This window comes from Psychroflexus sediminis (genome assembly GCF_900099815.1).
Taxonomy (GTDB): Bacteria; Bacteroidota; Bacteroidia; order Flavobacteriales; family Flavobacteriaceae; genus Psychroflexus; species Psychroflexus sediminis.
Map to the genome: position 1 here is coordinate 20,525 of NZ_FNCW01000014.1, position 24,082 is coordinate 44,606.

A 24,082-nucleotide genomic window follows, 5' to 3' on the forward strand; every position below is an offset into this window, starting at 1 on the left:
CTTAATTAAGTATTTTTGTAGTATTGATAACCAGTTAGAGCCTGTTTAATTAGAACCGTTCTAAATAATAAACGACTAGAAATGGCCTTGATGTCAGATAAAAATATCGCTAGAGGTTCCGAGCAACTTATAGAGATTGAAGAAGGGATATCCATCTTATCCGTTAAAAATGATTCGGACTACGAAGAATGTATCACGCACCAGATCAGTGCGGATTTCATTCAATTTCATTTTTGTGTGAAAGGCGAGATTAAATTCAATTTTAACGAAGGGAGGTATGCTTTAAATATTAAGGAAGATTCCTCTTTACTGCTTTATAATCCGGAGCGGGATTTACCGCTTAATCTCGAATCGTCTTCCAATTCCTGGTCGGTCTCCATTTTGATATCCATCAAAAAACTGCATACTTTATTTTCTGCTGAGGCCAATTATATCGATTTCCTGACCGAGGATAATCGCGATAAAAAATTCTATAAGGAAGTCATGGTTTCGCCGGCTATGGCTGTGATTTTAAGTCAGATTTTGAACTTCAATCTCCATCCTTCAGTTAGAAAAATATATCTCAAGGGCAAAGTTTACGAATTGATAGGGCTTTATTTCAACCGGCCTGCAGAGGCTGATATTGAGCAGTGTCCGTTTCTAGATGATGAAGATAATGTGAAGAAAATCAAATTGGCTAAAAGTATTATTCTTCAGCGAATGACAGAGCCCCCTACTTTGCAGGAACTTGCCGATGAAGTCGGGTTGAGCTTAAAAAAACTGAAAGAAGGTTTCAAGGAAATTTACGGGGATACCGTGTTCTCTTTTCTTTTCGATTATAAAATGGATTACGCCAGAAAACTATTGGAGAAAGGTCAGCACAACGTAAATGAGGTTGGCCTGAGTATCGGTTACAGCACGGCCAGTCATTTCATTGCAGCCTTCAAGAAGAAATTTGGAACTACGCCAAAGAAATATATCCAGGGCTGAATTTTGGATAAGAGTTTAAATTAGAAATGGGTTTGAAAGCTATGATCTCATCATTCTATTTAAAATTAATCATTTCAACTAGATGAGTTTATCATTTATATGTCTTAGAAAAAATTCTATTGCAAATCTTTACTTTACAATCACCCGTTTGTTGGTGATTTCAAATCCGGAAAGGACGTCCCGGCAAAACCAATAGCCTTGTAAGTCAATAAAATAAGTCTCTACGACTGTACCTTTGAGGTCTTTAAGGCTACCCATCAATAAAAAATAAATTGTAGGAGACCTGTAAAGGGGCGTTTCGGTATCTGTACTGCTGTTGATTAAGATATTATAGGATTTAAACCGGTGAACTAAAGTATCCTTTGGCTTAATGCGAATATGCTTCAGTTTTTTATCATCAATGAGGGTGTCTTTGACCTTATCCAGCCGAAATTGGTTTCTCGCTTTCTGAATAGATTGAGAAACACTTGAAACGCCTTGTGGAAACCCCATGATAATGGTGTTTGCTGCCAGAAAATCGGTTTTAAAAAACTGATTAAACGCAGTATATTTTCCATAATTGATCAAGTCTACATTTGCAATTTCATTTTCAGAATTATTGAAATTGAGAAAAGAACTGTTGTCTGTGTTGTTAGCAAAAAAGACTTTGTCCTGAATTATTGTTCCGATAGGATGTTGACATGTCAGGTGTTCAAAATAATGGATCCGGTTGTAAAATAATTTGTCTTGACTGTGCAGGTTCGTGCTCAGCGAAACTAGTATAACAAGACATGAAATGAGTTTAAGTTTCATAGTTTTTATTTCACAGAAACGAATTTAGAATCTTTATCGTAAAATCTCCAGGGCAACTCTGCATCTTCTTCTGCATAATCTATGCCAATTCTTGTGGTTTCTACAATATTAGCAGTTTGTTGTCCAACATCTTTTATCCAAATGTCATCACCTGTCACACTATATTGGTTATGAGATTTGGTGATGCCCAAAGCTTTGCTCACATTTCCCGGACCTGCGGTTAAGGTTTTATCTACCTCCACTTTCTTTCGGCGTTTCTGCATAATGTCGATGCCTTGAGTAGGTTCGATAGCTCTTATCAATATGGCATCCGCATTTCCTTGGGTATTTGTGACGATGTTGAAAAGGTTATGAATACCATAGCACAGGTAAACATAAGCAATTCCACCGGATTCGTACATCACTTTGGTGCGCTCGGTAAACCTTCCAAGATGCGCATGACAGGCTTTATCCCCCCGACCAGCGTAGGCTTCCGTTTCGGTGATAATGCCAGAAGTGATGACGCCGTCGATATGAGTGGTCAACTGTTTTCCAATCAAATCTTTGGCGAGAAAAACGACATTTGTGTTTTCAAAATAACTTTTCGAAAGTGCTTGAGGCATACCTTAGATTTTCGATTTAAAATAACTAAATTTAATGCTCAATACGGATTTCCTATGAAAACTTTAATGTTCTGTTTAATAATCACAACTGCTATGGCACAAAATTTTACCATTTACGATTTCGAACCTGACAAAAACATCAAAGACTGGGACATTGTAAATGACGGGGTGATGGGTGGTTTGTCTCAGAGTTCAATTCATCTTAGCGAAGACGGAAACGCGGTTTTTTCCGGAAAAATTTCGCTGGAAAACAATGGCGGTTTTGCTTCAGTAAGGCATCAAACCACGATTAAAAATATTCATGATTATAGCCATGTGAATATTCGGGTAAAAGGAAAGCCATCAACGTATCAATTCAGAATCAAGAAGAGTGGTGAAGAAGAAGCTCCTTCTTATGTCCAGGAATTTAAAGTGACTCCGGAATGGCAAACGATTCAATTAAAACTATCTAGTTTTTATCCCAGATATAGGGGAAGAAATTTAAATTTGCCCAACTTTGAGGCTGACGTGATTCGGGAAGTTGCCTTCCTTATAGGAAACAAAAAGGAAGAAGAATTTCAATTGGAAATAGATAAAGTTTACTTAACCAAATAAAAATTTATGAAAGAAGCAGATAAAAAATTTGTTGACAACTGGGAGAAAATCAAAAGTCAGGGCAAAGCAAAATACATCATCAAACATGGCTTTGGTTTTGGGATATTAATTTTCGCAGTCAACCTGGTGATCAATTACTGGGACAAATGGGGACAGCTGAGCAATACTGATTTTTTTGTACAGCTGGCCATTTCCATCGTTGTGGGTGGTGGAATTTACGGCATCTTTTCGTGGACCTTAAACGACTTTATTTACCGTAAGAAGCTGAAGGATAAGTAGAAGCCCCCTAACTTTTTATCACCGCATCACCAAAAAATATCGAATAGCAAATACTGAATACCGGATTTCAAATTTGTTATTTCAAATCTATTATTTCAAATTTCAAGCTCACCGCCTCAAATTTTGAATTTTTAAGTTTTTCTACTTCGTACTTCTAATATTTACCTTCTACTATTATTTTCGTCTTCGTCTTCGTCTTTGTCTATTTGTTTAGTCTCTGAACTCTCTCTTTTCTCTTTGTTCTTTCCTCTTTTTATCTTCATCGTCTTCACTCAGGAATCATGGCCTTTAAATCTTCTAAGGTATTGGCGTCTGCAATTTTTTTATCCTGTCGCCAGCGCAGGATTCTTGGAAAGCGTGTGGCAATGCCGCTTTTGTGGCGTTTGGATTCTGCGATACCTTCAAAGGCGATTTCGAATACCTGTTCGTGCTCCACACTTCTTACAGGACCAAAACGCTCGATGGTGTTTTTCTTGATCCACGCATCAATTTTCTTAAATTCTTTATCCGTCAGACCGGAGTAAGCTTTGGCGAAAGTGACCAGCTCTGTTTTATCGTCATTCCACAGCGCAAAGGTATAATCTGTAAACAGGTTACTCCTTCTACCGTGTCCACGCATCGCATAGGTAAGCACCGCATCAATACTAAACGGATCTGATTTCCATTTCCACCAGTCTCCCTTTTTGCGACCAACACCATAGCTGGAATCCGCTCGTTTTATCATAAGTCCTTCAGACTTGATCTCCCTTGCTTTTTGACGTTCCCTGGCCATGTCCTCCCAGGATGAAAAGCGCATGGTTTCAGACAAATGAAAAGGCTTTATTTTTGATGAATACTCAGCGAAAAGGTCATCTAGAATTTCTCTTCGTTTTTCAAATGGGGTTGAGCGAATGTCTTCTCCCTGGTATTCCAGTATATCGTAAGCTTTCAGGATAACGGGCAATTTTTTTAAAAGGGCTTTGCTGACATTTTTACGACCGATTCGGGTTTGCAGGTCCTTAAAATCTCCGATTCCCGCGTTTGGATACGGCAAAATCTCACCATCCAAAACGGTTCCATCGGGGAGAACTTCCGTAAACGCTTCGAATTCTGGATATTTGTCGGTGACCAGTTCTTCGCCACGACTCCACACAAAAAGCTGTCCTTTTCTAACAATCAGCTGTGAACGGATACCGTCCCATTTGTGTTCCGCAATCCAGTCGGCAGGATTTCCCAGTTCCGACGCCTCCTCTTCTATGGCATAAGCGAGATAAAAGGGATACGGCTTGGACAAGTAATCCGCTTCATTTTCTTCCAGGATCAATTCAGAATATGAAATCTTGCCAGGGTCCCAGTTTCCCATGAGTTTGAAAGCCAAAATATCCTCATCGATGCCGGTAGCTATGGAAAGTGCGCGGGTCATCAGTTTCTGACTTACGCCTATTCTGAACCCGCCTGTAATCAATTTGGTAAATACAAAACGCTCGTAATAATTCAGCTGGCTCCAATTCTCGATGAGGTATTGTTTTTTCTCTTCTTCTGATTTTGGTTTGAGCTGAAGTATTTCCTGTAGATACTGACTTAAGCTTTTTTCGGTAGTTTTTACTTTTTCGGGGACAACAAGCGCAATAGTTTCGGCGAGGTCGCCCACAATATGATAAGATTCTTCAAAAAGCCATAGAGGAATATCTGCCAATTCTGAAGCGTAATTTCTTATCAGCGTACTATTTACTGGTCTGGGAGGTCTTCTGTGAGATAAAATGGCAATGGTCCAAACTTTGTCAGTATCTGAAGCTTTTAGAAAGTAGTTGCTCAGCGCCTCCACCTTTCTATTGGTCTTGTTGGTGCTGTCTATCGTTTTTACCAATTGAGCAAAATCTTTCATACACCCGTTAGTCTGTTGCTGGGTTTTCTTCTGAAGTTTTTGTTTTAAGACTTGCCGGCAGATCAGACCGTCCTAAATTAGAATTTAGAAGAGCTGTGATGAAAGCTCCATTTTCGTTGGAAATCTTTTCAGCAAGATCGCTGCCAAACAACTGCCTTGCCATAGTCGCTTTTAGATATTTTTTTAAAACATAACTGCTACTTCCAAAGTTGTAGTACATATTATAATCCCCAAGATAACGCGTGAATTTATCTAAGACTTCTTCAGTGATAAGTCTTCTTTCTAAAAAATCGTTTTGAGAAAGCGAATTATAATATATTCTGTCTTCATCCAACAAATTAAAAATAAACCGATCCATCACTCCACCTTCATACATAAATTTGATATCCTGGATATCTTGTGAGGCGCTTCTAGGGACAAAAACATCTGGAATAATCCCGCCGCCTCCGTAAACAATCTTGCCTTCTGGAGTTTTATACCTCAGGGAATCATCCGTTGTAATGCTGTCTTTACTCAGGAGTTCTCCATTGGTATAGCGCTCCATGTATCTGGAATAATAAGCTTCACTATTTCCATTTTCATAAGGTCGCTGGATAGACCTTCCTGTTGGGGTATAATATCTGGCAACAGTCAGTCTCACGGCGCTTCCATCTCCAAGATTCATTTCCCGCTGCACAAGCCCTTTTCCAAAAGAGCGTCGTCCAATGATAGTTCCTCTGTCATTATCTTGAATCGCCCCGGCTACAATTTCACTTGCAGAAGCGGATTTCTCATCTATAAACACATACAGATTTTGGTCTTCATATATTCCGTATTCAGTAGCATAAGTTTTTCTTAAGTCCCCGCTTTTATTTTTGGTGAATAAAAGCAATTTTCCATCGGCGATAAATTCATCCAGAATAAGAGTAGCCTGCTTTAAAAACCCACCGCCATTATTTCTTAAATCCAAAATGATACTTTTCATTTTTGGAGTGGCAAACTGCTTCATTTTGGCTTTGAATTCGGAGTAAGTTGATTCAGCAAATCTATTGATTTTGATATATCCCAAGGTGTCATTCACCATGTATCCAGCGTCAACACTCTTTAAGGGAACTGTGCCTCTGTTGATTTCAAAATCCAGTAAATCATTTACTCCAAAACGTTTGACTTTGAGCTTGACCTTGGAATTCTCGGGTCCTTTGAGCAGCTCTATGATGGAATCGTTCGACATATTATTTCCAAATAAAGGGACAGCGTCTGCGTACAGGATTCGGTCTCCAGCTTCAAGACCAGCTTTTTCACCAGGACCTTTTTCCAAGGTTCTTATGACAGCAATGGTATCTTTAATGGTGTAGAAATTTATACCAATCCCAACAAAATCTCCACGCATATTATCTTGGACATAGTCAAATTCTTGCCTGGAGATGTAAGCAGAATGCGGGTCTAAATTCTCTAAAATAGAGGTTACAGTAATGTCCACGATGCTATCTGTATTCACTTCATCTACATATTCCTTATCGATGAAATTAATCAGTCTGTTTAGCTTTTGACGTTTAGAGGATGAGCTGTAAAGAGAGTTGTCCTGAAAATCCAATAGATTTCCGAGCCATATTCCTGCTACAAAAAACACAGTTATAAGCAGGGGTAAAATTATTTTCATTTTTTTATTCATTCCTCAAGATCTTGAATATGTTCTAGTTGAACACCAGCCTTTTTTAAAAAATCCAAACCTGAATTATCTTTATAAGCTTGCTGATACACCACACGAATGATGCCAGCTTGATGTATGAGCTTACTACATTCTTTACAAGGAGATAAGGTGATGTAAAGGCTTGCATTTTTTGACGATTGTGTGGAAGCGGAGACTTTAAGAATAGCATTTGCTTCAGCATGAAGCACGTACCATTTGGTAAGGTCGTCTTCATCCTCACATGCATTGTCAAATCCAGTCGGGGTACCATTGAAACCATCGGAAATGATCATGCGATCTTTGACGATGATGGCTCCTACTTGTTTTCGCTTACAATGAGATAACTTACCCCACTCTCGAGCAATTCGCAGGTAAGCTTTATCATATTTGAGTTGTTTTTCTGTTACCATTCGCAAAATAAATTCGAATATAAAACTTATGATTCTTTACAAGCGTTAAGAAGCTGCCTAAATTTACTTAAACTCTAAATTGTTGATTTTGACAGCGTTCAGAAAATCCAATTGTCTATAAGGATGGGGATTGTCATTCCAAGGACGATTGAAGAAATGACAAGTACCCAATCTCTTTTGGAAAATCTGAAAATATTTTGAACAATAAACCCTAAAAGCAGAACTACAAAAACCACCAAAATTTGAGCGAGTTCTATTCCAAGGGCAAATTCTACCAGCATCAGTAAAATAGTATCAGTGCCTTTGGCAAGCATATTGAAGTAGGTCGAAAAACCAAAGCCGTGGACCAGGCCAAAGAAGAAAGTAAAAAAGTAAAGAAGAGTGGCTTTGTTTTTTCCTTTGATTTTTCCAACCGTAAAGACATTATAAACCGCCGTAACAATAATGCTTAAAGGAATTAAAAATTCAATGAGATCAGTGTTTACCCTCAGGATATTAAAAGCAGAAAGCGCCAAGGATAAAATATGACCCAATGTGAAAAGTGTCACCAGCCAAATGACCTTTTTACTCTGAGGGAAGGACAGAGATGCCACTAAAGCTGTAAGAAAAAGCACGTGATCGTATGCATTCCAGTCCAAAACATGCTCAAAACCCATTTTGAGGTACAGCCAAAAATCTTCCATGTGTTAAATCTTAAGTTTAGTTGATAAAATTAAATAAAAATTGCTTCTGAAATGGTTTCAGAGTATCTAATACTCAAAATAATTGAAGTATGATTTCGACACGTCTGAAATTTGTTTATTTTTGTAAGCTCGGGGGATTAGCTCAGTTGGCTAGAGCGCCACGCTGGCAGCGTGGAGGCCATCGGTTCGAATCCGATATTCTCCACTTTATTCTAAAACCACTTCTTTTAGGAGTGGTTTTTTTGATTTCAAAATACGAAGTTGATTTTCCGGAAGTTTTGGTAATAGCTCATTACTATGCAATATTTCACTTACATACTAGAATCTTTAAAGGATGGCCGATTTTACATCGGCCAGTCTCAAGATTTACAAAAGAGACTTGAAGAGCACAACAAGGGGTTTTCTAGATACACTAAACCCTACAGACCCTGGAAGTTAATTTGGCAGCAAAGCTTTAACACCAGAAAAGAGGCATATCAACTTGAGCAAAAACTCAAAACTCTCAAATCCAGAGAAAGGCTAATTAAATTTATATCCAAAGGATGAGGCCATCGGCTCCGACATTAAAGCCTTTTTCAAAGGCTATTAATGCCGAGAGTCCACATGATTTATAGCTTCAGAGAAGCTTAAATCATGGGATTCGAATCCGATATTCTCCACAAAAACCACTTCTCTTAGGAGTGGTTTTTTTGATTTCAAAATACGAAGTTGACTTTCCGGAAGTTTTGGTAATAGCTCATTATTATGCAATATTTCACTTACATACTAGAATCTTTAAAGGATGGCCGATTTTACATCGGCCAGTCCCAAGATTTACAAAAAAGACTTGAAGAGCACAACAAGGGGTTTTCTAGATACACTAAACCCTACAGCCCCTGGAAGTTAATTTGGCAGCAAAGCTTTAACACCAGAAAAGAGGCATATCAACTTGAGCAAAAACTCAAAACTCTCAAATCCAGAGAAAGGCTAATTAAATTTATATCTAAAGGCCATCGGCTCTCCCGATGCTTCGGGACGATATTCTCCACTTCATTCTAAAACCACTTCTTTACGGAGTGGTTTTTTATTTAAAGGAGCAGGCCATAGGTTCTCATTAAAAATCGATTTTAATTTTTTGAAATTTTGATTTTTAAAAGATTTTAGAAGACGTCAATACTTTTTTTAGGGCAGTTATCTTTAGCCATTCATTGTGGATTAAATATAGATTAATAATTTTCATAAAAATATCTAAGAAAAATAATCGCCAGGTAAAATGCTATACATTTAGTCTTCATAATACATCATGAAAAGAGCTTTAGTAAGATTTAAAAATTGTGCTTTTAGAAAATTCCTTTCTCGCCATCAAAAGTATGCACCTGTCCTGTTCTTTACTGGCGGCTTTATTTTTGACACGTTCACTTTAGGCCGAATAGATCGCACCTACGATATCGTGTTTCTCTGCCTGTATATGGCTTTATTAACGATAAGCCTTTATTTATTCAATTTAGACGATGATGGCAAGTGGGAGGGCACTTTCATCGGGCGTTATTCCAAATACTTTCCGCTGGTGATACAGTTTTTCTTTGGAGGTCTTTCAAGTGCTTTTGTCATTTATTTCTTTAGAAGTGTCTCCTTGTCAAAAACGATGGCCTTTTTCATTTTGCTACTTATTCTTTTATTTGCCAATGAATTTCTTAAAAAGAAAATATCCAATAAATACCTTCAGTTTAGTGTCTACTTTTTTATAAGCTTTACATTTTTTGCCTTTATGATCCCTGTGTTTATAAAGGAAATAAACACTGTTGTTTTTATTATTTCTGGACTCGTAAGTTTAGGAAGCACGCTGGCACTCATCGTATTCATTTACGCCTCCAGTCCAAGCACCAGAACAGAGATAAGCTTAAAAAAACTGGTAAGCCTTATCCTCTTTCTGTATATATCTACCAATGTGTTTTACTATTTCAGGCTCATCCCGCCGGTTCCTCTTGCTATGGAAACGGGATTGGTGGCTCATGATGTCCAAATCAAGGATAACAAATACATCCTTACCTATGAAAGTGACGACTGGTATATATTCTGGCGATCACATCAAATCGATTTTCATCGTCTTGATGATGAACCTGTGTATGTGTTTACCTCTATTTTTGCACCTACAGATTTAAATACATCGGTTTTTCATCGGTGGAAATGGTATAATCCTGACACTGAAAACTGGGAAGTGACTGAAGATATTGGTTTTGAAGTTACTGGTGGACGTGGTCGTGGTTTTCGCGGATATACTTATAAAACCAATGTTACGGAAGGCCAATGGAAAGTTCAGGTGATCACTGAAGAAGAATTAATAATTGGTGTTGTAGATTTTGTGATTAAAAACACATCCGAATTTCCTGAGAAATCTCTGGTAGAAAAATCATTTTAAGTAAAATAGTAAGAATAATTCTGCTAAACTTTCAATTCCTCAATAGCATACCATAATCTTTGCTGAGCTTGATTTTGAGAACCAAAAATACTTCGGGAAATGTTTAAATTTTGGTCCAAAACTATCCAATGCGGAGTGCCTTCACATTCAAAATAGTTGTAAGCTTCAGCATCAGGATCCAAATAAATTTCAAAAGGCGATGTTTTTGAAGTGAAAATGTCTAAAATTTCAGTTTTAGAAAACATCTGATTTCCAAAATTGGTATGAATAACAATTAAATTCAATTCGGGAAAATGTTGAGATAACTTGTAAGCAAAAGGAATAGCTCTTCCAGTACAGCCAAGACAATACGTATTGTAAAAAAGGATAAGGTTTATTTGTCCTTTCTTTAATAGATCATGAATTGAAAGTATCTCGTTGTCTAAGGATTTGAGTTGAGTTTCCATTTATTTAGGTCTAATTAAATCGATTTTGTTTTAAAAAAACCCCAAATCTACGAGGTTGGCAAATTTATTTTTATAAATTTAAAACTTACCTGTATTAATTTCAAAATAAACACGATCAGAATGAACATCAAAAAAGTTTTAGTGGCCAACAGAGGTGAAATCGCTATCCGAATTTTTCGCGCCTGTACGGAAATAGGTATTAGAACTGTTGGAATTTACACTTACGAAGACAGGTATTCCTTACACAGATACAAAGCCGATGAATCTTACCAGGTCGGCGACGATAAAGAGCCGCTTAAACCTTACCTGGACATTGACGAAATCATTCGTGTCGCCAAAGAAAACGGTGTGGATGCCATACATCCTGGTTATGGTTTTCTTTCTGAAAATTCAAAATTTGCTCAGGCCTGCGAGGACAATAACATCGTTTTTGTAGGCCCTAAAGTAGATGTTCTGAAATCTTTGGGCGATAAGGTCACCGCCAAGAAAGTAGCTATCGACAATGAGGTGCCCATCATTGAAAGCAATAAAAAAGATTTGACCTCTCTGGAAATTGCCACGGAAGAAGCTGAACGTATAGGATTTCCCCTGATGCTAAAAGCTGCATCAGGAGGAGGAGGTCGCGGAATGCGGGTGCTTAGAAGCATGGATGAACTCGAAAATGCCTACGGCGAATCTAGGCGGGAAGCTAAAAATGCCTTTGGCGATGAAACGGTTTTCCTTGAAAAATTTATAGAAAACCCAAAACATATTGAAATTCAAATTGTGGCCGACAACCATGGCAACATTCTCCATCTTTTTGAAAGGGATTGCTCGGTCCAGCGCCGCTATCAAAAAGTAATTGAATTTGCGCCTTCCAAGGATCTGGATGAAACGGTCAAAAACAATCTTTATAAGTATGCGGTCAAAATCTGTAAAGCAGTAAATTATAACAATATTGGTACTGTTGAATTCCTTGTGGATGATGACGGCAGTATTTATTTCATTGAAGTTAATCCCAGAGTGCAGGTTGAACATACGGTAACAGAAGTAGTGACAGGTATAGATCTGATTAAAACCCAGCTTTATATCGCCGATAATTACAAACTATCTGACGAAGAAATAAAACTTCCTGACCAGGATTCGGTTTCTATAAACGGATATGCCGTGCAGTGTAGAATTACAACCGAAGATCCTAAAAATGATTTCAAGCCGGATTATGGAACCATTACCACTTACCGAAGTGCTTCAGGTTTTGGAATTCGCCTGGATGCCGGTAGTGTTTACCAGGGTGTGAAAATCTCTCCGTTTTTTGATTCGATGCTGGTTAAGGTCTCAGCGAGCAGCAGAACTCTGGATGATGCCTGCCGTAAAATGCGACGTGCCCTGGCAGAATTTAGGGTGCGTGGGGTAAAAACCAATATGGCCTTTCTCGATAATATTTTAAAAGACTCCACTTTCCGCGAAGGAAAAGTAACGGTGAATTATATCAAGAACACACCTGAGCTTTTCAACATCAAAGAGCCGAGAAACCGGGCTACCAAAATGGTTCATTTTCTAGGGGATATTACCGTCAACGGCAATCCCGATGTAAAGCACACCATCGATAACCCGAAATTCTTAAAACCAGAAGTTCCAAAATTATCCAAATCAACGCCTTACCAGAAAGGGACCAAAGATTTACTGACCAAGCTTGGTCCCGATGAATTTGCGAAGTGGTTATCCGATGAAAAGAAAATTCATTTTACCGACACCACCATGCGTGATGGGCACCAGAGTTTACTGGCAACGCGTATGCGAACCTATGATATGCAGAAAGTGGCGGAAAATTTTGCTAAATCTCATCCTGAAGTCTTTAGTATGGAGGTATGGGGTGGAGCCACCTTTGATGTGTGTATGCGATTTCTGAAGGAAAATCCGTGGGAGCGACTCAAAATTTTGAGAAAAGCAATGCCCAACATTTTGCTGCAAATGCTTTTGAGAGGATCCAATGGGGTGGGCTATACCGCTTATCCGGACAACCTGATTGAGCGTTTTGTCACCGAATCCTGGAACAGTGGTATTGATATTTTCAGGATTTTTGATTCACAAAACTGGATGAAATCCATAGCGCCCTGTATAGAATACGTGAGAAAAAATACCGGTGGTTTAGCGGAAGCCTCGATGTGCTATACCGGGGATATCATGGATCCTAACCGAACTAAATACACATTAAGCTACTATACCCAGCTGGCCAAAGACCTTGAAAATGCCGGTGCTCATGTTTTGGCAATCAAAGACATGGCTGGTTTGCTTAAACCGAATGCTGCCAAAGAACTGGTGTCGGCCTTAAAATCTGAAGTTAAGATTCCAATTCACCTGCATACGCACGATACCTCGTCGATGCAGGCCTCTACTTACCTCAACGCCATAGAAGCCGGAGTAGATGTGGTAGATGTTGCCCTTGGCGGGTTGTCGGGTCTGACTTCACAACCCAATTTCAATTCACTGGTTGAGGTCCTTAAATACCATCCAAGAGAAAATAAACTGGATGTCCAAAAACTCAACGAATACTCCATATACTGGGAGCAGGTGAGAACTTATTACTATCCTTTTGAGTCCGGATTGAAATCCGGAACAGGAGAAGTGTATACCCATGAAATTCCCGGCGGTCAATATTCCAATTTGAAGCCACAGGCGGAATCTCTGGGACTTGCAGACCGATTTCATGAAATCACAGATATGTACGCTCAGGTGAATAAACTCTTTGGAGATATTATCAAGGTAACGCCAAGTTCTAAAGTAGTGGGGGACATGGCCCAGTATTTAGTGAGTAATAATTTAAGCATTGACGATGTTTTGGAAGACGGCGAAAATTTATCCTTTCCCCAGTCGGTCGTGAGTTTCTTTAAAGGGGATTTGGGTCAGCCCGTTGGTGGCTTTCCGGAGAAAATTCAGAAGATCATTTTAAAAGACGAAAAACCTTATACCGACAGACCCAATGCACATTTGGAACCCGTGGATTTTGAAAAAGAATTCAAAGAATTTCAAAATATGTTTTCGGCCGACATGGACAGAGTTTTAGAGTTCACCGACTTCTTATCCTATAAATTATATCCCAAAGTGTTCACAGACGCTTACAACCACCATCTGAAATATGGTAGTGTTTTCAACATCCCCACCAAGAATTTTTTCTATGGAATGGAACCCGGTGAGGAGATCGTAGTTGAACTTGATCGTGGAAAAACTTTGCTGATTACCCTGGTTTCTGTTGGCAGAACCGATGATGACGGTATGGCCACTGTATTCTTTAAAGTAAACGGGCAAACTCGAAATATTCAAGTTAGAAATGAAGATGTAAAAGTAGTTAATGTTGCTCATGAAAAAGCAGACAAGTCGGATGAGAAACAAGTAGGTGCGCCGCTCCAGGGCTCACTAACTCAAATTCTTGTCAAAAAAGGAGATAAAGTGAAGAAAAACCAACCTTTGTTTATCATCGAAGCCATGAAAATGGAAACCACCGTTACCGCCAATGCTGAAGGAGAAGTCAGTAAGATTGCCCTTAAGCCCGGTATTATGGTGTATGCCGATGATTTAGTGGTTGAACTGAAGTAGAAATCGAATACTAGTTACAAAGCCCTTTCACTTTGAGAGGGCTTTTGTATTTAAATGTAAAAATGTCTAAAAAATACCCGAGACCCTTCAGCAGAACCCAAAGCCTGAGCATGAAGCTGAAGGGATGCTGTGGCCTTAGGCTAATTTATTCTACACCTGAAATCTGTCGAAATCCAAAATCAGAAGAAATCTGAAAAAATCTTATGCAGCCTGCTCTGCGTAGCAAGGTGAATTTAAGTAAATTTGCAACTTAAATTAGAATTATGTCTGAAGAGAAAAAATCTTTGAATTTCATTGAGCAGATCATTGAAGAGGATTTGAAAACCAACTATAAAGTAAGCGACTTAAAATTTCGCTTCCCGCCAGAACCCAATGGGTTTTTGCATATTGGACATGCATCATCGATTTGCCTGAATTTTGGTTTGGGGCTGAAATACAATGCTCCCGTTAATTTAAGATTTGATGATACTAATCCGCTTAAGGAAGAAACGGTGTATGTGGATTCCATCAAAAGCGATGTAAAGTGGCTTGGGTTTGAGTGGGCGCAGGAATGCTATGCTTCAGACTATTTTCAGCAGTTGTATGACTGGGCTGTAGAGTTGATTAAGGCCGGAGATGCTTATGTGGATAGCCAGTCGTCTGAAGACATCGCTTCCCAAAAAGGAACACCAACACAGCCGGGAACGGCGAGTCCTTACAGAGATCGTTCTGTGAAAGAAAACTTAGAGCTTTTTGAAGCTATGAAGAACGGAGAAACCGGCGAAAAAGCCCATGTGCTCCGTGCTAGAATAGATATGGCTTCTCCAAATATGATTATGCGGGATCCTGTGATGTACAGGTGTCTGCACAAAGCCCACCACCGAACAGGAAACGACTGGATGATTTACCCAATGTACGACTGGGCGCATGGAGAATCTGACTTTATTGAGTCGATCTCTCATTCGTTTTGTACGCTAGAATTTCTGCCACACCGCGAGCTTTACAACTGGTTTGTGGAGCGCGTGAGCAAGCCCGGTGAGCTGGTACCCAAACAGCGTGAGTTTGCCAGAAGAAACTTGAGTCACACAGTCGTTAGCAAACGGAAACTGGCTCATCTTGTAGAACAAAATATCGTGAGTTCCTGGGATGATCCCCGAATGCCTACCATTTCTGGATTGAGAAGACGCGGGTATACGCCAGAATCGATCAGAACTTTTGCAGACAGCATCGGCATCGGCAAACGGGAAAACATGATAGATGTCGCTCACCTGGAGTTTTGCGTGAGAGATGATCTCAACCAAAAAGCACCTCGTGTGATGGGTGTGATGAACCCTTTGAAAGTGGTCATCACCAATTATCCTGAAGAACAGGAGGAATGGCTCATTGCCGAAAACAACCCTGAAGACGAATCTGCAGGGGAACATAAAGTTCCTTTCTCCAGAGAACTGTTTATCGAGCAGGAAGACTTCAGAGAAGAAGCCAACCGGAAGTTTTTCCGTTTGAAACTAGGAAAGGAAGTTCGGTTGAAAAACGCTTACATCATCAAAGCCGAGAATGTGGTGAAAGATGACAACGGCAACATTCTGGAAGTGCACTGTACGTATGATGCTGAGAGTAAAAGCGGGAGTGGGACGGAAGCCTCTCAGCGTAAAGTGAAAGGGACCCTGCACTGGGTGTCGATTCCACATGCTGTGGAAGCTGAGGTGAGACTTTACGACAGATTGTTTAGCGTTGAAGATCCTACGGCCGACAAGGAAAAGGACTTCCTAGAATTCGTTAACCCGGAGTCTTTGGAAATCAGTAAGGCCTATGTAGAGCCCTATTTAAAATTAGCGAGGACTGAAGATAAATTTCAGTTTCAACGCATTGGGTATTTCTGTGTGGACAGGGATTCAACTGAGGACAACCTGGTTTTTAACAGGACCGTAACGCTGAGGGATAACTGGAAGAATAAGTAAGACGCTCTAAAATGCCTGATTTTGTCAGTTCTAGCTTCTTGAAATTTTTTTAAATTCATTTAATATCAAATAGGTTTTTTTATATGTTTTAGCATTGAGCGGAGTCGAGATGTAGATGGTTCTCGACTCCGCTCGAACTTAAACAAAACAGCCTGATTATTAATAAAGTTGCCATTGATAACCTTTCTATTCGTTAACAAAACACTATCGAAAACTTTTTAAATTTCAGAGTTTAATACCTGTCCACTTTGCTCAATGGGGCAATTTTTATTTCTATTAAATGATTTCCTTGATTTTAAATATTTTTTTTGATAGGCCGATTGAATCACTTTAACCCATTTAACTCTTCAATTACCTACGTTGATTTGAAATTCAAACACCTTACTTTCAAACACTCGATTTCCATTGCTATCGGTCGGAGCAAGTATTTCGACATAGTCTTCTCCAACATAATCTTGTTGAGGCTGGTATATGTAAATAATTTCTCCGGTGTCCTGATTTCGTTCTAGTTTACTGATTTGGTAATGCTGCGCCTGTAACTTAAAGCTTGCGCTTTGGTCCTCTCGGTAGGTTCCTAAGCTTGATTCAACGATATTGTTACCTCCTGCTGAGTTATTACCAACATTGATTTGAAAAGAAGTGACGGGTTCTCCAGTATCCGGATAATTGATATCATCGTCCAGGAATAAGTCTACACAAGATATCAAGCTAAAACTTACAATTAAAAGAAGGATGATTTTTTTCATAATAAATGGTTTAAATAAGAGGTTCAAAGCACCTTTCCTCTTGCATCCGACGAGCGGAGCAAAAGGAATGCATAAAATCAGAACTGCCTTTTTAAGTTAGTTCTTGCTGAGATTTTTCCACCAAAGTTCCATCCGCAAACAAGGCGAAACGTCCCCGGTCTCCATGGGTAAATTCCGCTTTTGGCCAGGGCCATCCGCCAAAATGCGTGCGCTGGTATTCGCCGATGATTTCACTCATTTCTTCACGTGAATTGGCTACAAATGGTCCCTGTTGAACCACAGGTTCGTTGATGGGTTTTCCCTGTAGCAAAAGCAGCTCAGCTTTTTGAGTGCCATTGACTAGTTTAAGTTCCTGCGAAGCATCCAGATCAAGGGAATGTCCCTCGGGAATTTCAAAACCTTCGGTTTTGAGTTCTTCGCCTTCGTAGAAAAACAATACGCGGTTACTCTTGGCATCCCCGGCTGGGAGTGTAAATTCTGCTCCCGCTTCCAGGGTAATTCTCCACACCTGGATGTCGTTGTTGTCTTCAGCCGCCAGCGAATCTGGTGTCGGATCCAGTGCTTTCTCTGATTTATACTTTCCGGCGATCACTTTGACTTTAATAGTTTTTCCGTTCTCGTCCTGTTCTTCAACTATCGGAATATTCTCATGCCAAAGCATCTTGTAATGCGGCTCTACTTTTTTGGATCGCCTGGGTAAGTTCAGCCAAATCTGAAACAAGAGTAAGGGATTTTCCTGATCCCGGTGCAGCAGTGGAAACATTTCCGAATGTAACACCCCTTTTCCGGCCGTCATCCACTGTGCATCGCCCTCGCCAAAACGCCCTTTGGCGCCCATAGAATCGGAGTGGTCTGCATAGCCCTGTTCCACCAAAGTGATGGTTTCAAAACCGGCGTGCGGATGGTAGGGGAATCCCGGCACTTCCTGTCCGTGATACATTCTCCAGCCATCTTTTTTCTGGAAATCGTTTCCGAGAAATCGCCCTTTCAGAGCCTCTTTAGGTGGGCCTAAGTTAGCTTCGCCTTTAGGAAACTGATCCTGATGAAAGGCACAAAACATAAACGGATCTTTGGTTTCCCAGTGAAAACCGAGCTCTTTTATTTTTAAAACGGGCTTACTCATAGCATTAAATTTTATTCAAAGTAATAAAAAGCATCCTCAAGATGCTCTATACGTTTTCCTAATTTATTTTTAATTATCGCTATAATATCAAAGCGCACTTCCAGATCGATATCCTTTTCATTTATATAATAGTCCACAGCCTTAATCAAACGTTTGATTTGTGCGGGCTTTAAAAAATCCTGCGGATCGCCAAAGTCTGGCGTGCTCCTGGTTTTCACTTCCACGACGACCAGATACTCACCGGATTTGGCAATGATGTCGACTTCAGCTTTATCGTAAACATAATTGGTTTCCAGGATGTCATAGCCCTTATTTCTCAGGAAATTCACCGCGTCTTTTTCGCCGCTTTTACCTAATTCGTTATGCTGTGCCATGGCTATTATAACAACTAAATTTAACTCTAAGATACTTAAAGATAGCTTATCAACTCTATATCGGCTATGAAACCTAAACGTTAAACCTGAATCAAAAGTGTCCCATCTATACATTCGAGACTTTTTCCAGGCCTTCAACATAAAAAATTATTGAGGACACTAAACGGATAAGCATACGTCATTCTTGAAAGATCAATTCAAGTATGACTTTACATCAGAAATGAAGTCTTTGAAATTATGAAAAGGAGTTTGTTTTAGGAGGTTTGGAAATAATAATTTAAATCTATGGGAAGTGCTTTAAAAAAATAGAATTACAGCAAACTGCTTAATAAAAAAAAGCTCGAACAATCTGTTCGAGCTTATCAAGTTTATTACTCGCTATCGATTTTATCGATGGTTTTGTCAATTTCCTCATTGACTTTAGAATCCACCTTTTCTCCGGCACGTTCTATCGCTCCTTTCGATTCTATGGTCTCAACTCTCACTTCTTTGGTCGTTGTTGTTGTTTCCCGACAAGAGGTGAATACTATACTTGTTGAAAACAGAATAACCATTACTAACATTAAATTTCTCATCATATTGTTTAAGAGTTTACAGGTCGAAAGGTATTGCTAATTTTCAATTAACAGATAGCTTTAAAGTTTTATTATTCAACAGGTTAGGGTGGTAGTATAAAGCCTCATTCCAATCAGCTTATTCAGCATTGGCGATGTGCCAAAGCCTTCATTTGTAGTCAATTCAGTTTACACAGGATTAGAACACCAAGCGAACCCTGTCAGAAGTAACGCTAAGCTGAGCCGTTTTGCCAAACATGACGGGCAAATTGGTTTCCACATGGCCTGCGGGGAAGTTAAAAGCTACGGGAATATTTAGGTGTTTTACCGCTTCAAAAATGATATCTTCAGCCGTTTTACCAAAGGGAACAGTGTTATCATTCATGTCGGTCATTCCCCCCACAATCAGTCCCGAAATCTGACTCAGAAGTCCGCTTCTTTTCAGATTCTGCATCATCCGGTCGATGTGGTAAAGGTATTCATCAAGGTCTTCGAGAAATAAAATTTTATTCTTAAAGCTGGGCATGCTTTGACTTCCTATTGCTGAATATAATACAGATAGATTGCCACCCAGTACTTCCGCTTTGACTTCCCCATTCACATGATTCGTATGTCTGGAGGCATATTCAATCTGAAGATTCTTACCAAATAGTACCTTCTTAAGTTCACCTGAAGTGGAAGCAGACCGGGTCTCGATGGCAGAAGCCATTTGCGCATGAAGACTGGCAATGCCCATGTTTTGCAGGTGCAGATGAATGGCGGTGACATCCGAATAGCCAATCAGCCATTTAGGCTGGTTATTCAGCATAGAAAAATCCACCAGATCCAAAAGCCGGATTGAGCCGTAACCACCTTTGGCAAACCAGATCGCTTTGATCTTAGGATCGTTGATCTGATTTTGAAAATCCTCGGCCCGTTCTTTATCGCTGCCTGCAAACTGATGCTCCTGTAAACCAATGCTTGTTCCTAAAACAGGTATCAACCCCCAGGTTTTTAATAAGTCGATTGCGGGTTGCAGGTCTTTTTCTGTAATGCTTCTTGCAGTGGCTATGATAGCGACCTGGTCGTTTTTTTCTAGGGGAGGAGGTTGAATCATAGTTGAATTTGAAGCACTAAAATACTTAATTCCTACAAATTGATATTTCTACATAACTCATAGATTATTTAGTCATTAGCGATTTTAAAAACTCATCTGCTGTCATTACAGGTAATAATGATTTCTTAAAGTCCTTAGCATTTCTAGTGAGTATAAGGTCGCAGTTAGATTCGGTGGCACTGAAATATTGTAAAGCATCTTCAAAATCCTTTATAGAAGAATTTAGTCCCTTTTCTATAGTCTGTTCATTTAGAGAACATATTTCACAGATAATTTTAAACTTTCTAAGTTTCTCTTTTGCTATTTTAGGGTTTTCAAACTTTGTTAAAAAATAGTTGACCGTTGCAAATGAAATTGGAGAAACCACCATGACTAATTCACCTTTTTCAGCAAGCGTTGCAATTTTCGCGACTGAATCATAAAAGGGATGTCTTTCTCCAAGGAAGTCCAACATAATATTGGTGTCTAAAAAAATTCTTCTTTTCATTTGTATTTTTCTAATACATAATTAGAATACTCATTTTTATAGTCAATATCAGAAGGGAGTTGAGTTCCAGTGGCTATACTTTTTACAAAGGGTGAAATGTCAAATTCTGAAGTGTCATTTTTGCTTGTTAACGATTGTAAATAAGCCTCTATAATTCGAGATAAACTCATTTTGTTTTCAGCTGCATATACTTTAGCCTTCTCTATAACGCTTTGATTGAGCTTTAAAGTCAGTTTTGAATCCATAGCTAATTATTCTATACGTACAAATATAACACAATAATCCGTACTGTTAAATGTTATGATGATTTTTTAGGATTCATCTGCTCAACTCCTACAAATCCAATTTAATTCTTAAATGAATGTCTGCTGTGAAATCAAAACCTTCTGCTCATCTCCCAAGGGACATCACTAGAGTTATAATTAATCTACAGGTCGTGTATAAAACCTTCGACTGCTTATGCTCAAGAATCGATATCCTTTGTCTTTTAATGTGACAGTGTTTATTACATTTGTGGTAAGAATTTTAGACTATGAAAAATCCAAAACGTTATACGATTACCGCGGCCTTGCCTTATACCAACGGCCCCATACATATAGGTCATTTGGCTGGTGTTTATGTGCCTGCAGATATCTACACGCGCTACTTAAAATTAAAAGGCGAAGATGTGGTCTTCGTTTGTGGTAGCGATGAACACGGCGTGCCTATCACCATCAAAGCCAAAAAAGAAGGCGTAAGTCCACAGGATGTCGTCGATAAATACAACGCCATCATCAAACAGTCTTTTCAGGATTTCGGAATTCAGTTTGATAATTACTCCAGAACTTCAGCCCAGGTACATCACGATACGGCGACGGAGTTTTTTCAGAATATGTACGATAACGATAAGTTTATCGAAGAAACGACCGAGCAATTGTACGACGAAAAAGCGGATCAGTTTCTGGCCGATCGTTTCGTGACGGGAACCTGCCCGAAATGCGGTAACGAAGAAGCCTACGGAGACCAGTGTGAAAAATGTGGATCTTCGCTTAACGCCACAGATCTAATCAATCCCAAGTCAGCGATTACAGGCGACGTCCCCACCTTGAAATCAACCAAGCACTGGTTTTTACCTTTAGATCAATACGATGATTTTTTGAAAGACTGGATCATAAAAGGCCACAAAAAAGACTGGAAGTCCAATGTTTACGGACAGTGTAAATCCTGGATCGATGAAGGCTTACGCGCCAGAGCGGTGACCAGAGATCTGGACTGGGGCATTCCTGTTCCCGTGGAAGGCGGCGAAGGCAAAGTGCTTTACGTCTGGTTTGATGCACCTATCGGTTATATCTCCTCAACTAAAGAATGGGCTGAGCGAGAAGGCAAAGACTGGGAGCCCTACTGGAAAGACGAAGACACCAAACTGGTGCATTTTATCGGAAAAGACAATATCGTTTTTCACTGCATCATTTTCCCGGTCATGCTCAAAGCAGAAGGCAGCTATATTCTGCCGGATAATGTGCCGGCAAACGAATTTTTGAACCTGGAAGGTAGAAAATTGTCAACCTCCAGAAACTGGGCGGTTTGGCTGCATGAATACCTGGAGGATTTTTCAGGTCAAGAAGATGTGCTGAGATATGTCTTGACGGCCAATGCTCCAGAAACCAAAGACAACGATTTCACCTGGAAGGATTTTCAAACCAGAAACAACAGCGAATTAGTTGCGATTTATGGCAACTTTATCAACAGAGTCGTGGTACTTACCAATAAGTATTATGAAGGCATGGTGCCCGAAGCTTCTTCATTTACAGAGACCGATTTAAAAGTTCTAAGCGATATTAAAGCCTTTCCGCAAAGCATTTCAGACTCCATAGAAAAATACCGTTTCCGTGAAGCTCAGGGTGTGATGATGAATTTGGCGCGACTGGGCAATAAATATCTAGCTGACGAAGAGCCGTGGAAGCTTCAGAAAACCGATCCGAAACGCACAGCGACCATCATGTATGTGGCTCTGCAGGTGGCGGGAGCTTTGGCAGTCGTCAGTGAACCCTTTGTGCCGTTTACCGCAGAGAAATTGAAGAAAATGCTGAATTTTGACTCCTTCTCGCATCCCTTATTATGGGGGGATATTTCAAAACTAGACGAATTGATTCCTTCAGAGCATCAGATTAATTTAGCTGAATTTTTATTCAGTAAAATTGAAGACGACGAAATTCAAAAGCAGATTGAAAAACTGGAAGCTACTAAAGTTTCAAACGCTGAAGAAGAATCAAAACTGGAACCCCAAAAAGAGGAAGTTACTTTTGAAGATTTTTCAAAACTGGACTTGCGAGTAGGCACAATCATTTCCGCAGAGAAAAAAGCGAAAACCAAAAAGCTGATGGTCCTGAAAGTCGATACTGGGCTTGATGAAAGAACCATTGTTTCCGGGATTGCCGAACATTATAAGCCTGAAGAACTAGTAGGCCAAAAGGTAAGCGTTGTGGTTAACCTTAAACCTATAAAACTGAAGGGAACATTGAGTGAAGGCATGATTTTGATGACCCAGGATTCTTCAGGTAAATTAATCTTTATCAATCCGGAATCTAGAGAGCTAGTAACTAATGGTTTAATTATTAATTAATTTTATATTTGTTAGATAACATAAAAACAAAAACTATGGAAGACATCTCAATAGAAAGTATTAGCGGACTGGCCAATTTATTTTTAGGTAAAGTAATTTCTTATCTGCCAAGCGTCATAGCTGCCTTAGTAATCCTCATTCTTGGATTTTGGGTCATTAAGTTAATCCTAGGCCAAATCAGGAAAGTCATGGAGAAGCGCGAAGTGGATCCAGGGGTAAGAGGATTTGCATTGAGCATTCTTGGAATTGCTCTTAAGATCTTACTGTTCATTATTGTGATTTCGAAACTTGGGGTAGAAACCACATCATTTGCCGCCATCTTAGCGGCTGCCGGTTTGGCCATCGGCTTGGCTTTACAAGGCTCCTTATCCAATTTTGCAGGAGGGGTTTTGATAATTATTCTAAAGCCATTTCGCGTAGGCGATTTTATAGATGCCCAGGGCGAATCGGGTACAGTGACTGAAATTACAATTTTTTATACGTTTTTGACTACCATTGGTAACCAAAGAGTTATTATCCCAAACGGACAGCTTTCCAACAATAAGGTCGTCAATTACTCTTTTGAACCTATACGAAGAAATGCGATGCCCGTTGGTATTTCTTATGATAGCGATATTAAAAAGACCAGAGAAGTCTTACTGGATATAGTTAATTCTGATGAACGAACTTTAAAAGATCCGGAACCGGCTGTTGTAGTTACGGGGTTAGGCGATAATTCTGTAGATTTATCTTTAAGATTCTGGGCCAAAAAAGAAGATTACTGGGCCTTGAATTTTGATACGATGGAAAAACTCAAAATCGAACTCGAAGATGCTGGTGTATCGTTCCCATTCCCACAGCGAGATGTGCATTTATTTGACATGAGTAAAGAAAAGGAATCTTAA

The 24,082-nt window shown here is 39.5% G+C and carries 24 protein-coding genes and 1 tRNA gene; 11 read left to right on the forward strand and 14 right to left on the reverse strand.

Features of this window, described 5'->3' with window-relative positions; all coding sequences use genetic code 11:
- Positions 1-81: 81 nt before the first annotated feature.
- Complete coding sequence (locus tag BLP81_RS12085; RefSeq protein WP_093369425.1) at positions 82-969, forward strand: AraC family transcriptional regulator; 888 nt, start codon at positions 82-84, stop codon at positions 967-969.
- A 129-nt stretch (positions 970-1,098) separates the two neighbouring features.
- Here BLP81_RS12085 and BLP81_RS12090 read toward each other — a convergent pair whose 3' ends face one another.
- Together BLP81_RS12090 and BLP81_RS12095 are read right to left on the reverse strand one after the other, a co-directional pair.
- Positions 1,099-1,761, reverse strand: a complete 663-nt coding sequence (locus tag BLP81_RS12090; RefSeq protein ID WP_093369428.1) for a hypothetical protein — start codon at positions 1,759-1,761, stop codon at positions 1,099-1,101.
- A 5-nt stretch (positions 1,762-1,766) separates the two neighbouring features.
- Positions 1,767-2,363, reverse strand: coding sequence for a DNA-3-methyladenine glycosylase (locus tag BLP81_RS12095; protein WP_093369433.1), 597 nt, complete (start codon positions 2,361-2,363; stop codon positions 1,767-1,769).
- Positions 2,364-2,456: 93 nt separating this feature from the next.
- On the opposite strand from BLP81_RS12095, the gene BLP81_RS12100 reads away from it, so the two are divergent.
- Positions 2,457-2,957 (forward strand): CIA30 family protein, encoded by a 501-nt coding sequence (locus BLP81_RS12100; RefSeq protein ID WP_093369440.1) that lies wholly within the window; start codon positions 2,457-2,459, stop codon positions 2,955-2,957.
- Between the two features lie 6 nt (positions 2,958-2,963).
- Entirely contained in the window at positions 2,964-3,236 is a 273-nt protein-coding gene (locus BLP81_RS12105) for a hypothetical protein (RefSeq protein ID WP_093369444.1), read from the forward strand.
- Positions 3,237-3,504: 268 nt separating this feature from the next.
- Here the strand turns inward: BLP81_RS12105 and BLP81_RS12110 are convergent, their stop codons facing one another.
- The 4 genes from BLP81_RS12110 to BLP81_RS12125 all read right to left on the reverse strand — a co-directional run bounded on the left by BLP81_RS12110 (position 3,505) and on the right by BLP81_RS12125 (position 7,862).
- Entirely contained in the window at positions 3,505-5,100 is a 1,596-nt protein-coding gene (locus BLP81_RS12110) for an ATP-dependent DNA ligase (RefSeq protein ID WP_093369447.1), read from the reverse strand.
- 7 nt (positions 5,101-5,107) lie between these two features.
- Positions 5,108-6,751, reverse strand: coding sequence for a S41 family peptidase (locus BLP81_RS12115; protein ID WP_093369451.1), 1,644 nt, complete (start codon positions 6,749-6,751; stop codon positions 5,108-5,110).
- Complete coding sequence (locus BLP81_RS12120) at positions 6,748-7,179, reverse strand: deoxycytidylate deaminase (protein WP_093369456.1); 432 nt, start codon at positions 7,177-7,179, stop codon at positions 6,748-6,750. The genes BLP81_RS12115 and BLP81_RS12120 overlap by 4 nt, the downstream gene beginning before the upstream one ends.
- Before the next feature lie 98 nt (positions 7,180-7,277).
- A complete protein-coding gene (locus tag BLP81_RS12125) occupies positions 7,278-7,862 on the reverse strand; it encodes a HupE/UreJ family protein (protein WP_093369461.1) in 585 nt (194 codons plus the stop codon).
- A 131-nt stretch (positions 7,863-7,993) separates the two neighbouring features.
- Between BLP81_RS12125 and BLP81_RS12130 the strand changes: the two genes are divergently transcribed.
- The 4 genes from BLP81_RS12130 to BLP81_RS12145 all read left to right on the forward strand — a co-directional run bounded on the left by BLP81_RS12130 (position 7,994) and on the right by BLP81_RS12145 (position 10,260).
- Positions 7,994-8,067: transfer RNA gene (locus BLP81_RS12130), tRNA-Ala, on the forward strand.
- Between the two features lie 92 nt (positions 8,068-8,159).
- Positions 8,160-8,408, forward strand: a complete 249-nt coding sequence (locus tag BLP81_RS12135) for a GIY-YIG nuclease family protein (protein ID WP_093369464.1) — start codon at positions 8,160-8,162, stop codon at positions 8,406-8,408.
- 198 nt (positions 8,409-8,606) lie between these two features.
- Positions 8,607-8,900, forward strand: a complete 294-nt coding sequence (locus BLP81_RS12140; protein ID WP_093369468.1) for a GIY-YIG nuclease family protein — start codon at positions 8,607-8,609, stop codon at positions 8,898-8,900.
- Positions 8,901-9,144: 244 nt separating this feature from the next.
- Complete coding sequence (locus BLP81_RS12145; RefSeq protein WP_093369473.1) at positions 9,145-10,260, forward strand: DUF2914 domain-containing protein; 1,116 nt, start codon at positions 9,145-9,147, stop codon at positions 10,258-10,260.
- A gap of 23 nt (positions 10,261-10,283) precedes the next feature.
- Here BLP81_RS12145 and BLP81_RS12150 read toward each other — a convergent pair whose 3' ends face one another.
- Positions 10,284-10,706 (reverse strand): TlpA family protein disulfide reductase, encoded by a 423-nt coding sequence (locus BLP81_RS12150; protein ID WP_093369477.1) that lies wholly within the window; start codon positions 10,704-10,706, stop codon positions 10,284-10,286.
- Between the two features lie 120 nt (positions 10,707-10,826).
- On the opposite strand from BLP81_RS12150, the gene BLP81_RS12155 reads away from it, so the two are divergent.
- Positions 10,827-14,279, forward strand: a complete 3,453-nt coding sequence (locus tag BLP81_RS12155; protein ID WP_093369481.1) for a pyruvate carboxylase — start codon at positions 10,827-10,829, stop codon at positions 14,277-14,279.
- A 263-nt stretch (positions 14,280-14,542) separates the two neighbouring features.
- A complete protein-coding gene (locus tag BLP81_RS12160; RefSeq protein ID WP_093369487.1) occupies positions 14,543-16,216 on the forward strand; it encodes a glutamine--tRNA ligase/YqeY domain fusion protein in 1,674 nt (557 codons plus the stop codon).
- A gap of 347 nt (positions 16,217-16,563) precedes the next feature.
- Here BLP81_RS12160 and BLP81_RS12165 read toward each other — a convergent pair whose 3' ends face one another.
- From BLP81_RS12165 to BLP81_RS12195, 7 genes are all read right to left on the reverse strand, one after another.
- A complete protein-coding gene (locus BLP81_RS12165) occupies positions 16,564-16,962 on the reverse strand; it encodes a hypothetical protein (protein WP_093369493.1) in 399 nt (132 codons plus the stop codon).
- Between the two features lie 91 nt (positions 16,963-17,053).
- Entirely contained in the window at positions 17,054-18,085 is a 1,032-nt protein-coding gene (locus BLP81_RS12170; RefSeq protein WP_093369498.1) for a pirin family protein, read from the reverse strand.
- 11 nt (positions 18,086-18,096) lie between these two features.
- On the reverse strand, positions 18,097-18,459 hold the full coding sequence (locus tag BLP81_RS12175; protein ID WP_093369502.1) for a YraN family protein: 363 nt from the start codon (positions 18,457-18,459) through the stop codon (positions 18,097-18,099).
- 371 nt (positions 18,460-18,830) lie between these two features.
- A complete protein-coding gene (locus BLP81_RS12180) occupies positions 18,831-19,037 on the reverse strand; it encodes a hypothetical protein (protein WP_245686470.1) in 207 nt (68 codons plus the stop codon).
- 175 nt (positions 19,038-19,212) lie between these two features.
- Positions 19,213-20,109, reverse strand: coding sequence for a S66 peptidase family protein (locus tag BLP81_RS12185; protein ID WP_093369506.1), 897 nt, complete (start codon positions 20,107-20,109; stop codon positions 19,213-19,215).
- Positions 20,110-20,173: 64 nt separating this feature from the next.
- The gene (locus BLP81_RS12190; RefSeq protein WP_093369511.1) at positions 20,174-20,596 is read right to left on the reverse strand and encodes a type II toxin-antitoxin system VapC family toxin; all 423 of its coding nucleotides are present in this window, start codon (positions 20,594-20,596) and stop codon (positions 20,174-20,176) included.
- The gene (locus BLP81_RS12195; protein ID WP_093369516.1) at positions 20,593-20,841 is read right to left on the reverse strand and encodes a DUF6364 family protein; all 249 of its coding nucleotides are present in this window, start codon (positions 20,839-20,841) and stop codon (positions 20,593-20,595) included. Before BLP81_RS12195 ends, BLP81_RS12190 begins: the two co-directional genes overlap by 4 nt.
- 287 nt (positions 20,842-21,128) lie before the next feature.
- On the opposite strand from BLP81_RS12195, the gene metG reads away from it, so the two are divergent.
- Positions 21,129-23,198 (forward strand): methionine--tRNA ligase, encoded by a 2,070-nt coding sequence (metG, locus tag BLP81_RS12200; protein WP_093369520.1) that lies wholly within the window; start codon positions 21,129-21,131, stop codon positions 23,196-23,198.
- Between the two features lie 35 nt (positions 23,199-23,233).
- Complete coding sequence (locus BLP81_RS12205) at positions 23,234-24,082, forward strand: mechanosensitive ion channel family protein (protein WP_093369524.1); 849 nt, start codon at positions 23,234-23,236, stop codon at positions 24,080-24,082.